This is a genomic window from Psychrobacter aestuarii, assembly GCF_904846035.1.
Lineage (GTDB): Bacteria > Pseudomonadota > Gammaproteobacteria > Pseudomonadales > Moraxellaceae > Psychrobacter > Psychrobacter aestuarii.
Window position 1 is genome coordinate 236,825 of sequence record NZ_CAJGYT010000001.1, and the last position, 13,370, is coordinate 250,194.

Below are 13,370 nucleotides of genomic sequence, written 5' to 3' on the forward strand. Positions count from 1 at the left end.
TGATTTGGATACCAAAATGGTCAGCTTAAGTAAAGCGCAAAAAAAATATTTGCCCTATGTGTTGGCAGTTGCGCTGTTTATGCAAATTCTAGATGCTACGATTTTAAACACGGCACTGCCGCAAATGGCAATCGCGCTTGATGAATCACCGTTAAAGATGCAGTGGACGATTATCAGCTATGCGCTGACTTTGGCGATATTTATTCCGATCAGCGGCTTTTTGGCGGACAAGTACGGGACGCGGCGCGTGTTTTTGACCGCCATCATCATCTTTTGTATCGGCTCGCTGTTGTGCGCGGCGGCCAGCAGTCTGTCCTTTTTAATCGGCTCACGCGTGGTACAAGGGATTGGCGGGGCGATGCTGACCCCTGTCGGGCGTTTAATTCTTGTGAAGTCCTATCCGCGCAATCAGCTATTGACGGTGATGAACTTTGCGGTCGTGCCAGCCCTCGTCGCGCCTTTGGTCGGTCCCTTACTGGGCGGTTATCTGGTGGAGTATGCCAGTTGGCACTGGATATTTTTAATCAATATTCCGATGGGGATTTTGGGCTTTGTGATTGGCAAGTCCTTGATTCCTGATTTGTTCGATGTCGGTCAGCGTTTTGACTGGTCGGGGTTTTTCTTGTTTGCCGCAGGTGCGAGTATTTTAACCTTGGCAGTAGAGTTTGCCTCCAAATCAGGTCACGGTAGCAGCGCTGTGGTTTTGGCGATGTTGGCTGTGGTGTCGCTGGCAGGCTATGTGTGGCACGCCAAACACCGCGACGCTCCCCTATTTCCCTTACAGCTCTTTGATGTACCGACCTTTCGCATTGGCATTGTCGGTAACCTCTCGACGCGTATCGGCATCAGCGCCGTGCCCTTTTTGCTGCCGCTGTTATTGCAGGTGGTGTTTGAGTACTCACCCTCAGAGGCAGGATGGATGCTCGTACCGATTGCGGCAGGCGCGTTTGGGGTAAAGCCATTCGTCAGCCGCATCATTCAACGCTTTAGTTACCGCAAAGTGCTGGTTTGGAACACGTCACTATTGGGGTTTTCCATTATTTGTCTGGGACAATTCGCCGCCAATATGAATATTTTGGCGATGATGCCGTTATTGGTGGTGATTGGTCTGTGTAACTCTATTCAGTTTAGCGCGATGAACACCTTAACCATTGGTGATTTAGAAGGTCCACAGACCAGCAGTGGCAACAGCTTGATGGCGGTCAATCAGCAAATGGCGGTAGGCTTGGGCATTGCGCTTGGCGCAGCGGTATTGAACGTTTTGCGCGAGCGCTTTGATGTGGACACGCAGCACGCGTTTCAGATGACCTACTGGCTGCTTGGTGTATGGACGATTGTTGCAGGATTGGGCTTTTTACGCTTAAAACCTGATGATGGTGAAGGCTTGTATTAAGGCATCTATAAACAATAATGAATAGTGACATAAAAAAAGCCCAGCGTAATCATGTGCGCTGGGCTTTTTATATAGGCTTGCTTGATACTTAGTCGTGGTCATCCATTTGCGATTGGATGTAGTTCTGTACGCCGACATCACGGATTAGGTCGTGCTGCGTCTCTAACCAGTCGTCATACTCTTCGTTACCGTCTTTCAGCTTAGTGAGCAGCTCACGTGACACGTAGTCGCGCTTTTCTTCACATAAAGCGATGGCATCGCTGATGATGTCGTACTTTTGCTTCTCTAAGCGCAAGTTACAATCAATGATTTCAGGCACATCTTCCCCGATGTACAGCTTGCCCAGCTCTTGCAGGTTCGGCAGACCGCCGAGCAACAAAATACGCGCAATCAAATCATCAGACCATTTCATCTCATAGATAGACTGCTTGTAAAAGCCATCATTTAAGGCTTCAAGTCCCCAATGACGGGCAACGCGGGCATGCAAAAAGTATTGGTTAATGGCAATTAATGACTGACCCAAGACCTTGTTTAGGGCGCGAATGACCTCTTTATCCCCTTTCATAGTCGATTTCCTTTTTTTTATAATGAGTACGTGCCTGAAAATATATCATCAGCGGCACGCAATATGGGTGATAAGCAACAGCGTTTGCCATTAAACCAAATCAGGCGACACTTCGGCGATTTGGCTTTGCAGATAGTTCGGCAAGCCGACCATGTCAATCAGACGCAGCTGCTGCTCTAGCCAATGCGCGTGGTCTTCTTCGGTGTCTTTGAGCTGCTCGACCAGCATGTCACGCGTCACATAGTCACGCACTTCTTCACAGATGGCGATGCCTTCTTTTAGGTGCGCTTGTACCGCGTATTCTAAGTCCAAGTCCAGCTGTAGCATTTCAGGTACGCTGCTGCCGACATGAATCTCGTCCACAGTCATTTTTGGCGTACCGCCCAGCATGAGGATACGGCGGATGATGGCTTGCGCGTGCATGGTCTCGTCATCCATCTCGTGATGGATGCGATCGTAAAGCTTGCCATAGTGCCACTCGGCATACATCTCAGAATGGATAAAATACTGATCGCGGGCAGCAAGCTCGCCGCCCAATAGGAAGTTTAAATATTCGATAACTTTTTGATTGCCTTTCATCGTCTGCGCTCCTGTATGGTGATAAATCACTTAAAAGACGCTGCGTATGCACGGCGGCATACGGTCACAGCTGTCTACAATATAAGAATTTTGTATACCGCATAGGATAGCACACGACAAAAAAACGTCATGTAATATTATGAACTAAGAATGAAATGCAACTTGAGAACTATAATTAGCTCGCTGCAAGATAGGTAGGCAAAAAAGAGGGCAATAAAGAAGAAGGCTGTCTAAAAAAGCTGATGCCTTTATCGACAGGTTACCTAGAGAAGGCAAAATACTATAGAGGACAGTTATATAATACTTATAGCGTCATGGCAAGTGTCATCTTGTAGACGCTATACTCTGTGCTGATATGGATAGCGGGCGCTGGTATTACACCGCGTAAGCCAGCTCGTCGAGCTTGGCGTGATGCTCTTCGAGATAATCATTAACCATTGGCTCACAGCAGCCGCAGCATGTCGCCACATCCAAAGTGTCCTTGAGTGCGTCCAAGGTATCGACCCCTGAGGCAATCGCGGCTTGGATTTGCTTTTCTTTCACACTGTTGCAGATACATACGTACATGGATGGCTCCTGCTATTTGGCTAACGACGACATCAATGGTTGCTATAATAACGATAATTATTACTATTTACAATAACTTTTACATAGTTATCCGTCACTTACGTATATTATCGGCGCGCCTGCCCTGCTTTTTTGCCACTTATGCGCCCGAATATCAAGGCATAGCGCGTCTTACCCGCCTCCTTTTTTTAGCTATCTTTAGCATAAAAAAACCCACCGTCTGGTGGGTTTAATAACCGCATTTGCGTTATTTTGCTGCTTATACGTCCAAAAATTCGCTGACAAAGGGGCTGGCAGGATTGGTCAGCAGCTCCTCAGACGTGCCCACTTGCTCGACGATACCGTGATTCATAATCACAATCTCATCAGACACCGCGTGCGCTTCTTCTTGGTCATGCGTCACCATGATGCTAGTAATGCCCAGCTCGTGGTGGATATTTTTTAGCCATGTGCGCAGCTCTTTACGCACTTTGGCATCGAGCGCGCCGAAGGGCTCATCCAGTAGCAATAGCTTTGGCTTGACCGCGAGCGCACGTGCCAGCGCGATACGCTGACGCTGACCGCCTGAGAGCTGATGCGGATAGGCATTGGCGACTTGCGGCAGCTGTACCAGCTCTAACAGCTCGCTGACGCGCTTTTGAATCTCCGCCTTGCTTGGGCGCTTGTCTTTGGGCAACAAATTAAGACCAAAGGCGACGTTGTCGGCGATGTTTTTATGACGGAACAAGGCATAGTGCTGAAACATAAAGCCGATATGGCGTTTTTGTACGGGCACGTGCGTGACATCAATGTCATCGAATAAGATGTGTCCAGAGTCGGCGTACTCAAGCCCTGCGATAATACGCAGCAAGGTGGTCTTGCCACAGCCTGATGGTCCAAGCAGCGTGGTCAGCTTGCCCGTCGGTACACTGACGCTCACATCATCAAGCGCCGTAAAGTCACCAAACTGCTTATTTACATTGCGAATCTCAATACTCATAAAAATGGCTCTTTATAGTTTGGTCAATTAAGACGATGAACGGGCGTTGTCGGCAGCTTGCACCGCCCCTGCTTCGGCAGCGGTGTCTTTACTGGCAAGACGCAGTGGCGCGGCTGCCAGACGCTCAGACTTGGCAAATTTGCGCGTTTGCAGTTTGGTCATGATTTGCTGCACCAGTAGCGTCACCAAGGCAAGCGCCGCCAAGATACTGGACAAGGCAAACGCGGCGGTAAAGTTGTACTCGTTATAAGCAATCTCTACCAGTAGCGGCATGGTGTTGGTCTCACCGCGGATGTGCCCTGACACCACGCTGACCGCACCAAACTCGCCCATCGCCCGCGCATTGGTCAAAATCAAGCCGTACAAGAGCGCCCATTTGATGTTGGGCAAGGTCACGTGCCAAAAGGTCTGCCAACCGCTCGCGCCTAAGGTCAATGCCGCCTGCTCCTCAGAGTCGCCTTGGGTCTGCATCAAAGGAATCAGCTCACGCGCCACAAAAGGGAACGTCACAAACAAGGTGGCGAGCACAATTCCTGGCACGGCAAAGATAATCTGAATGCCCATGTTTTCTAAAAAACCACCGATGGCGGAGTTCAGACCAAAGAGCAGCACAAACATCAGACCTGCCACCACAGGCGACACCGAAAACGGCAAATCCAGCAAGGTAGTGACCAGCTGCTTGCCTTTAAAGTTATAACGCGTCACCAGCCATGCAATGGCAATACCGATAATCATATTAATTGGCAATACAATCGCTGCGGTCAGCAAGGTCAGCTTAATGGCTTGTAGCGCTTCAGGCTCAACGAGCGAGGCAACATACAGCTCCCAGCCACTTTTAAACGCTTCATAAAACACGGCAAGCAATGGGATAACCAGCATGACCACCATGAACAGTACGGCAATGCCAATAAACAGCCCGCGCACCCATGAGGGGTCTTTGGTCGCGGCATTGCTTTGATAGTTATAACTGTTAGATATCTGCATCTTAGCGTGCTCCTACGCGGCGTGACAATCGCCACTGCATGATATTGATGCTGAGCAAAATCACAAACGAAATCATCAACATAAACAGCGCCACCGCAGACGCGCCCTGAATATCAAACTGCTCAAGCTTACTGATAATGATGAGTGGTAAAATCTCCGACTGCATCGGAATGTTGCCCGCGATAAAAATAACCGAGCCGTACTCGCCTGTCGCGCGCGCGAACATCATGCCTGCGCCCATCAATAGCGCTGGGAACAGCTCAGGCAAAATCACTTTATTAAAAGTGGTTAAGCGGTTTGCGCCCAGTACCGCTGCCGCTTCTTCAAACTCCACCGACAGCTCAGCAAGCACTGGCTGCACCGCACGCACGATAAAGGGGAAGCTCACCACCACAAGCGCGAGCCAAATCCCCAAAGGCGTAAAGGCAACCTTAATACCAAACTGCTCAAACCATTGACCAATCAAACCATTGGGCGCGTATAGGGTAGCAAGCGAAATGCCCGTTACCGCTGTCGGTAGCGCAAATGGCAAATCCACCAAGGCATTGATAATCGACTTGCCCCAAAACTCATAGCGCACCAATACCCACGCAACCAGCGTACCGAACACCATATTGGTCAGCATCGCCAAAAACGACATCCATAGACTCAGCTTAATCGCGGCGGTGACCTGCGGCTGGGTAATGGTCTCCCAAAACCCCGTCCAGCCCATTTGCGTCGTGGTATACGCCATCATGGCAAAGGGCAGCACCACAAGCAAAGACAAGCTAAACACGGTAATACCCATGCTCAGCCCAAAGCCTGGCAGCACGTTGCGCTGGCGCAAACGTGTCAGCCAAGTGCGTTTTTGGGCAGAAGAAGTGGTTGCACTCATAGTGATGTCCTATTACCGATGGGGTGGCACGACTTTTATTATTGTTAAAAAGGTGGTGGAAACAGATAAGGACACAGCAGCCAACCATGTCCTTATCCCGCAGTCGACCGTCAAGGTCAGACTTGGTTTACTGTGGCGCGTTCACCGCCAACTGATCAAAGACGCCACCATCGCTAAAATAAGTGCTCATAATCTCATCCCACGAGCCAAAGGTATCGTTCGGGCGGAAAGTCTCTACAGGCGGCAGTTTGTCGCTGTTTTTCTCAAGCACACTGGCCACGCTTGGGCGTAAGTACAAGTCAGCGGCCAACTGCTGGGCAGGCTCGCTCCATAGATAGTCAAGATAAGCGGTTGCCGCCTCAGTCGTGCCTTTGTTGTCCGTCACTGAGTTGACCACAGCCACTGGACTTTCAGACTTGATAGAGTATTTTGGATAAACGATGTCCACTTGCCCTGCGCCAAATTTTTTCGCAGCGAGGTTGGCTTCGTTTTCAAAAGTGACCAGCACATCACCAATACCGCGCTGAACAAAGGTGGTCGTCGCCGCACGTCCGCCGTTTTCATAGACTTTGACGTTCTTTAGTAGCGATTTGACGTAGTCTTTGGCGGGCGCTTCTTCGTTGTTAAACGCGTGTAGACCATAGCCATACGCGCCTAAGAACGCATAGCGACCGTTACCCGTAACTTTTGGGTTCGCCATGACAATCTCAGTACCTGCCTTGGTCAAGTCTTGCCAATCGTTGATTTGTTTGGGGTTGCCTTTACGTACCAAAAAGACGATGGTGCTGGTAAAAGGTACGGCATTGTCAGGGAATTTGGATTCCCAGTCGCTGGCGACCAAGCCTTTTTTCTCTAAAAGCTCAATGTCTGAGCCTTGGTTCATGGTCGCGACATCTGCTTGCAAGCCGTTGGCAATCGACAGCGCCTGCTTACTTGAGCCGCCATGAGATTGCTTGATGGTGACATTGGCACCTGGATGCTCAGCTTTGTAATGCTCAACGAACATGGGGTTGTAGTCTTTATAAAAGTCGCGCGCCACGTCATAGGAGACGTTAAGCAGTTCAATATCCTGCCCGTCACCCGTGGCGGCAGCGCCGTCCGCCTCGGTCTGCTCATTACTGCTGCACCCCATCAGACCCAACGTCATAGCGATGCCAGCTGCACCAAAGATATGCTTTGCTTTGATGGTATAAGACGCAGGAGATGTCGATAATGTCATAGGTGCCTCAAAAGGTAATGAACGAAGTATATGAAGATACGGATAAGCCAGTATGCTAACAGTGACGGCTTATTATGTTTAATGACGAATATGCGTATGTTACTGCCAAAATGGAATATTAAGGCGTAAGCGATATGCCATACGCCTGTATGCACTGCGCATTTTGGTCATGGCTGCCGCAGTTAAGAGGCAGGTGATTGCGCTAGGGTGTCAAAACGACCGCCATCCACAAAAAAGGTGTCCATGATGGTTTCCCATGAGCCAAAGACGCCTGTCGCCTCAAAGGTGGTGATGTCGGGCAAGGTGTCTTTGTGCTTTGCCAAAATCTTTGGATTGCTTGGGCGCAGATACATGCTCGCCATCAGCTCTTGTGCGTCATCCTGCCATAGGTTGTCTAGATAGGCTTTGGCGGCTTCGGTGCTGCCATTTTTTTCAGTGACGGCAGTGACGACGGCCACGGGGTTTTTGATTTGGATAGAGTAGCTGGGATAAATCAGCTCAACCTGCCCTTTGGCGTATTTGCCTGCGACCAGATGCGCTTCGTTTTCGGTGGTGATGAGCACGTCGCCCAATTCACGCTGCAAAAAGCTGGTGGTCGCCGCGCGCGAGCCGTTGTCATAGGTCACAACGTTGCTGAGCAGTTTTTGCATATAGTCGTCGGTCTTCGCGTGTTCGCTGTGCGGGTCTTCTTTAAAGGCGTGCAGACCAAAGCCATACGCGCCCAAAAACGCATAACGCGCTGTGCCACTGGTCTTTGGGTTCGGCATGACGACTTTTACCCCAGCACGCGCAAGGTCTGACCAATCGCTGATTTGCTTGGGATTGCCCTTACGCACCAACAGCACCATGGTGCTGGTATACGGTATGGCATTGTCTGGGAAAGCTTGTTGCCAGTCAGCGCTGACCAATCCTTTTTTAACCAATAGGTTCATATCGGTGTTTTGGTTTAAGGTGACCACGTCCGCTTGTAGACCGTTGGCGACCGACAGCGCTTGCTTACTGGAGCCGCCGTGTGATTGATTGATTTTTACTTTGCTGTCTGGGTGCGTAGCCTTGTAGTCTTTGGCAAACAAGACATTGTAGTCTTTATAAAAGTCGCGCGAGACGTCATAGGAGACGTTGAGTAAGCGCACATCGCTGCTGCTGCCCGCGCCCTGCTCCGAGGCCGCTTGGTTACAGGCGCTCACGCTCAACGCGCCTACAAGGCAGGTGGCGGCTTTGATGGACCAAGCAAAACGCTTGGCGGGATGCTTTTGGGTGTCTTCCGTTATTATTGTTGGTGTTGGCATGAGTCATCTCTATATTCTGGCTGTCGATGGGACGGGCAAACAAAGCATGCGTGCCTGTCGATGTTGGTCATACTAACAGCTGCTATTTAAGATGCTTAGTGACAAATTTGCTTATGGTGTCTTGAACTTGGCATAAGTGAGGACGCAGGCGACTTTTTACTTGCTACTTTTGGGTATCTGTGACAACAATATGACACGAGCAGCACGCCTGCCTAAGCGCACAGGCATACGTAGGCAACAGGGACGTGCCCTTTTTGATCGCTTTACATCTAAAGGTAGATATATGAAAACATCCGCATTGGGGTTATTTTTTGTGGCAGGTACGGCGCTGCTGACGGGCTGTCAATCGATGACGCCGCCGCACGCTCAGCCTGCTGTAACGACGGCAGCGACCAAGGCGAGTGCTGCTGAGACGGTCAGTGGCGATTATCAGTTGACCACCACGCTAGACAACGTGCCTGCCGCGAGCGCCACAGGCAGCGCGTGGGTACGTGTACGCGCGGACAATGCTGAGCAAATCCATATCCAAGTGCGCGCCCGCCATACCCCGCAGCAAAGCTGTTATTTTGATGCTAAGGCGACACTGCTTGGCCAAGATGACGCGCACGGGATTTTGTTTGAAACCTCAGCGAACAACACGCGCACCTTTTTGCAGTTTAAAGAAGGCAAGCTGATGATTGACGGTCAAGACCGCTACGCCCTCGCCCATCTGTGTACAGGCGGCGCAACGCTGGCGGGCAATTATCAAAAATCAACCACGGCGCAGCCAAGCAATTCGTTGAGTTAAGCATAAGACAAGACGCTGTCTGCACGCTTTACTTTGCCACGTCTATATATCGTCAATCACAAAAACACCACGCCACAAAAAAAGGCGCTACCAAGATAGGTAGCGCCTTTTTTTAATTAACAATGAAGTTTTACTAGCAACGAAGCGAAGCAGCCATTATACCGCAGATGCGCCCGTTAGCTTAACCTCAGCGCGCTCTTCACGAGCGATGCTGCCGTAATAGGCACGCAAAATCTCAAGCACTTCAGGACGGCTGAAGTTATCTGGCACGTCAAGGTCTTCTGACAGCGCTTTACGCAGCTTGGTGCCTGAGACTTTAACATGATGTTCAGCGTCATGCGGGCAGGTTTTGCTCGATGCCATCGCGCCGCAGGCATTACACCAGAATGTCCAGTCGATTTTTAGTGGCTGGGTGATAAGCGCGTCTTTGTCAATCTCATCAAAGATGGTCTGCGCATCAAACGCGCCGTAGTAATCGCCCACACCCGCGTGGTCACGACCCACAATAAGGTGGCTACAGCCATAGTTTTGACGGAACAGTGCGTGCAATAGGGCTTCGCGAGGACCTGCGTAACGCATGTCTAGCGGATAGCCTGCCTGAATGACGGTGTCCTGTTTAAAGTAATTGTCAATCAAGGTCTTAATCGCGTCTTGACGGACTTCGGCAGGGATGTCACCAGGTTTTAGTGCGCCGAGCAGTGAGTGTACCAAGACGCCGTCACAGATTTCGATGGCGATTTTGGCGAGGTACTCGTGTGAGCGGTGCATTGGGTTACGCGTTTGGAACGCGGCAACGGTTTTCCAGTTTTTATCGGCAAAGATTTCACGTGTTTGCGCAGGCGTTTTGTAAATCTCAGGATACAGCGTTGGGAACTCGCCTTCGCTCAAGACTTGTACGCTGCCTGCGATGTTGACATCGTCTTGGCTTAAGACTTGCTGCACGCCTGGGTGCTCAGGGTCGGTGGTGGTAAAGACTTGCTGGCACTCGTGCTCTTTGTCGATGGTGTAGGTTTCTTCAACGGTTAAGACGCCCATGATTTCGCCGTCTTGGGCAACGAGCGCCACTTTGTCATTGGCGTTTAGCGTATCGGCGATGTCTTTTGGTGCAGACAAGGTGATTGGAATCGGCCAAAACAAGCCTGCGTTGTCGCCTGTTTTTAGACGCATCTCATCAACGACCCCTTGCCAGTCGGCTTGGTTCATAAAGCCATCTAGCGGGGTAAAGCCACCGATACCCAGCATAATCAAATCGCCGCGCTCGCGTGAGCTTAGGGTGATTTGTGGCAAGCCTTTTGCTGCTGCTAGTGCCTCGTCGCGCTCAGCGCCTGTCAGCAATAGTGGCTTTAGCGTGTCGCTGCCATGTGGCGGTACCAATTGGTCTACTGATGATGTCATAAAAACCTCAAGTGTTTGATGTTAAGATAGCAAAGCGTGTGGCGGATGGTCATCCGTCGTGGCACTCGCTATAATGATGGGGACACCCACGCAAATAAAAAATATGGGCACACCGACAATCTGTATTCTGTATATGGCATAGGCTACCTAACTTTCTTTATGAAAATTTATGCTGTCTTTGTATATGGATATGACTTAAATGAATTTATGTTTCTTGGGGTGAGCTTATATGATGTGAAGCCATGGTACGTTAAAGTGCCTTCTATATAAGTATGCCGCGACATACGACGCCGTTTTATCGCGTTTGTAGGTACACGGCACCTATAACAACACACGCAAATCATTTTCACCGCTAAAGCGCTTATTGGCTTTAGTGCATTTTTTGCCATTTGAAATTGAGATTACGTCATGTATCAATACAGCTACGCTGACCAAGCTTTGGTGGACGAACGGGTCGCGCAATTTCGCGACCAAACACGGCGCTTTTTGGCGGGCGAGTTGCCAGAAGAGCAATTTTTGCCATTACGCCTACAAAACGGGCTGTACATTCAGCGTTATGCGCCCATGCTACGTATCGCAATCCCTTACGGTTTGCTTGCCAGCCGCCAGCTGCGCGCTTTGGCAGACATTACCCGCACCTATGATAAAGGCTATGGGCACTTTACCACCCGTACCAACATTCAGCTGAACTGGGTCAAGCTTGAAGATGTGCCCGATATTTTGGCAAAGCTTGCTTCTGTACAGATGCATGCCATTCAGACATCAGGCAACTGTATCCGCAACACCACGACTGACCCTTATGCAGGTATCCACAAAGAAGAGATTGATGACCCGCGTCCGTATTGCGAGATTATCCGTCAGTGGTCAACCTTTCACCCTGAGTTTGCCTTTTTGCCGCGTAAGTTTAAGATTGCCGTTATCGGTACCGAGACTGACCGCGCTTCAACGCAAGTACACGATGTGGGTCTGCATATCGTCAAAAATGACGCAGGCGAGATTGGCTTTGAAGTCTTGGTCGGCGGCGGTTTGGGTCGTACGCCCATTATTGGTAAGACCATCCGCGAGTTTTTACCGCGTGAGCATTTGCTCAGCTACCTAGATGCCGTACTTCGCGTGTACAACTTGCACGGTCGCCGTGACAACAAGTACAAAGCACGCATCAAAATCTTGGTTGAGAGCCTAGGCGCGCGTGAGTTTGCCAAGCTTGTTGACGCTGAATGGGAAAAGCACACCAAAGACGGCTCGCTGACTTTGACCGATGAGAACTTTGCCGCTGCAAGCAGCTATTTTAGCGCCCCTGATTACAAAGGCTTTGATGCGCTACAAGTGCAATCAGACTTGCAAAAGCAATTGGATGCGGACAAGGCGTTTGCCGATTGGTATGAGCACAACACCGTTGCGCATAAAGTGGACGGCTACCGCGCGGCAGTGATTTCACTAAAAGCAGGCTTGGTCGATGGTCGTTACGTGCCCGCAGGCGATGTGACCGATACCCAACTTGATGCCCTCGCCGACCTTGCTGAGCGTTACAGCTTTGGTGAGATTCGCAGCACCTATCAGCAAAACCTTGTCTTTACCGATGTTGAGGTCAATGACCTATACACGCTATGGCAGGCGCTCAGTGAGCTGAACCTCGCGCGCGCCAACATCAATACCTTAACCGACATGATTGTCTGCCCAGGTTGGGATTATTGCTCACTGGCGAACGCCACCACGCACAACATCGCTGAGCAAATCGAAAAACAGTTCGACGACCTTGACTACCTCTATGACTTGGGCGATATTCGCCTCAACATGTCAGGTTGCATGAATGCCTGCGCGCATCACCATACAGGCGACATTGGCATCCTCGGTGTGGACAAAAAAGGCGAGCACTGGTATCAAATCAGCCTTGGCGGTAATGCCAGCAATGATGCCCGCTTAGGTAAGATTTTGGGTAAAGCGGTTCCTGCAGACGATGTCGCTACCACCCTACAGAGCATTTTGGACGTCTATCTTGAGCTGCGCGAAACCACGGAACAAGATGTTGAAGATTTTAGCGCCGTTGTAGAGCGCGTGGGTATCGCCCCATTCAAGGAGAAAGTGTATGGCTAATCATCATGTATTGAACGCGCATGGCAAGGACATTAGCCATGACGATACGTGGCTGGCGCTTGAGACGCCTAACCTGCCTGATGGTGTTGCTTTATCAACTGTATCTTTGATTGAGCTGCTAAACCGTCAAGAAAAACAAAGCGTTTTGGTACCGCTTGCCGATATGCTAAATGCCAACGGTCAGCTGGGCAATGGTCTGTTAGAGCAAATCTACAGCCTGCTCAAAGAGCACACCAGCCGTCTTGGCGTATGGATTACTGCCAACACCGATGCCGATGCGCTTGCAGACATGACTGACTTTTTGCTAGCGCAAGATTTGATTGTGCTGCATGTCCCAAGCTTTGTAGACGGGCGCGGCTTTAGCTTTGCTGAGACCTTGCGTCAGCTCGGTTATACTGGCGAGATTCGCATTGCAGGGGCGTTTGGTCGCGACCAAATCCCTTACCTATTGCGCTGCGGTGTAGACACCTTTGTGCTGCGCGAGCATGACATGAAAGGCGATATTGAACAGGCCTTTACCGCGCTAAAGAGCGCTTATGACGGACGCAACGCGCAGGCATTGCCCCTCTTTAGCCGCTAATTTTTATATCATTTTAAACAAAATATGGATTCACATTGCGATGAATCCTTTATAGACAACCCCTA

General features: G+C 50.3%; 13 protein-coding genes. 4 read left to right on the forward strand and 9 right to left on the reverse strand.

Annotation, left to right across the window (positions count from 1 at the left end):
* Positions 1–16: 16 nt before the first annotated feature.
* Positions 17–1,393 (forward strand): DHA2 family efflux MFS transporter permease subunit, encoded by a 1,377-nt coding sequence (locus JMW05_RS00910; protein ID WP_201503553.1) that lies wholly within the window; start codon positions 17–19, stop codon positions 1,391–1,393.
* An 88-nt stretch (positions 1,394–1,481) separates the two neighbouring features.
* Here the strand turns inward: JMW05_RS00910 and bfr (JMW05_RS00915) are convergent, their stop codons facing one another.
* From bfr (JMW05_RS00915) to JMW05_RS00950, 8 genes are all read right to left on the reverse strand, one after another.
* On the reverse strand, positions 1,482–1,958 hold the full coding sequence (bfr, locus tag JMW05_RS00915; protein WP_201503554.1) for a bacterioferritin: 477 nt from the start codon (positions 1,956–1,958) through the stop codon (positions 1,482–1,484).
* Positions 1,959–2,048: 90 nt separating this feature from the next.
* Positions 2,049–2,537 (reverse strand): bacterioferritin, encoded by a 489-nt coding sequence (bfr, locus tag JMW05_RS00920; protein ID WP_201503555.1) that lies wholly within the window; start codon positions 2,535–2,537, stop codon positions 2,049–2,051.
* Positions 2,538–2,912: 375 nt separating this feature from the next.
* The gene (locus JMW05_RS00925) at positions 2,913–3,104 is read right to left on the reverse strand and encodes a (2Fe-2S)-binding protein (protein ID WP_201503556.1); all 192 of its coding nucleotides are present in this window, start codon (positions 3,102–3,104) and stop codon (positions 2,913–2,915) included.
* Positions 3,105–3,363: 259 nt separating this feature from the next.
* Positions 3,364–4,083 (reverse strand): sulfate/molybdate ABC transporter ATP-binding protein, encoded by a 720-nt coding sequence (locus JMW05_RS00930; RefSeq protein WP_201503557.1) that lies wholly within the window; start codon positions 4,081–4,083, stop codon positions 3,364–3,366.
* A 27-nt stretch (positions 4,084–4,110) separates the two neighbouring features.
* Complete coding sequence (gene cysW / locus JMW05_RS00935; RefSeq protein ID WP_201503558.1) at positions 4,111–5,067, reverse strand: sulfate ABC transporter permease subunit CysW; 957 nt, start codon at positions 5,065–5,067, stop codon at positions 4,111–4,113.
* 1 nt (position 5,068) lies between these two features.
* Positions 5,069–5,941, reverse strand: coding sequence for a sulfate ABC transporter permease subunit CysT (cysT, locus tag JMW05_RS00940; RefSeq protein ID WP_201503559.1), 873 nt, complete (start codon positions 5,939–5,941; stop codon positions 5,069–5,071).
* Between the two features lie 127 nt (positions 5,942–6,068).
* Positions 6,069–7,160 (reverse strand): sulfate ABC transporter substrate-binding protein, encoded by a 1,092-nt coding sequence (locus tag JMW05_RS00945; protein WP_201503560.1) that lies wholly within the window; start codon positions 7,158–7,160, stop codon positions 6,069–6,071.
* Between the two features lie 182 nt (positions 7,161–7,342).
* On the reverse strand, positions 7,343–8,449 hold the full coding sequence (locus JMW05_RS00950; protein ID WP_201503561.1) for a sulfate ABC transporter substrate-binding protein: 1,107 nt from the start codon (positions 8,447–8,449) through the stop codon (positions 7,343–7,345).
* A 283-nt stretch (positions 8,450–8,732) separates the two neighbouring features.
* On the opposite strand from JMW05_RS00950, the gene JMW05_RS00955 reads away from it, so the two are divergent.
* Positions 8,733–9,236, forward strand: coding sequence for a hypothetical protein (locus JMW05_RS00955; protein ID WP_201503562.1), 504 nt, complete (start codon positions 8,733–8,735; stop codon positions 9,234–9,236).
* A gap of 156 nt (positions 9,237–9,392) precedes the next feature.
* Here JMW05_RS00955 and sat read toward each other — a convergent pair whose 3' ends face one another.
* Complete coding sequence (gene sat / locus JMW05_RS00960) at positions 9,393–10,631, reverse strand: sulfate adenylyltransferase (protein ID WP_201503563.1); 1,239 nt, start codon at positions 10,629–10,631, stop codon at positions 9,393–9,395.
* A 408-nt stretch (positions 10,632–11,039) separates the two neighbouring features.
* On the opposite strand from sat, the gene JMW05_RS00965 reads away from it, so the two are divergent.
* Both JMW05_RS00965 and JMW05_RS00970 read left to right on the forward strand, forming a co-directional pair.
* Positions 11,040–12,725 (forward strand): nitrite/sulfite reductase, encoded by a 1,686-nt coding sequence (locus tag JMW05_RS00965; protein ID WP_201503564.1) that lies wholly within the window; start codon positions 11,040–11,042, stop codon positions 12,723–12,725.
* Positions 12,718–13,305 (forward strand): DUF934 domain-containing protein, encoded by a 588-nt coding sequence (locus tag JMW05_RS00970; RefSeq protein ID WP_201503565.1) that lies wholly within the window; start codon positions 12,718–12,720, stop codon positions 13,303–13,305. Before JMW05_RS00965 ends, JMW05_RS00970 begins: the two co-directional genes overlap by 8 nt.
* Positions 13,306–13,370: the final 65 nt, after the last annotated feature.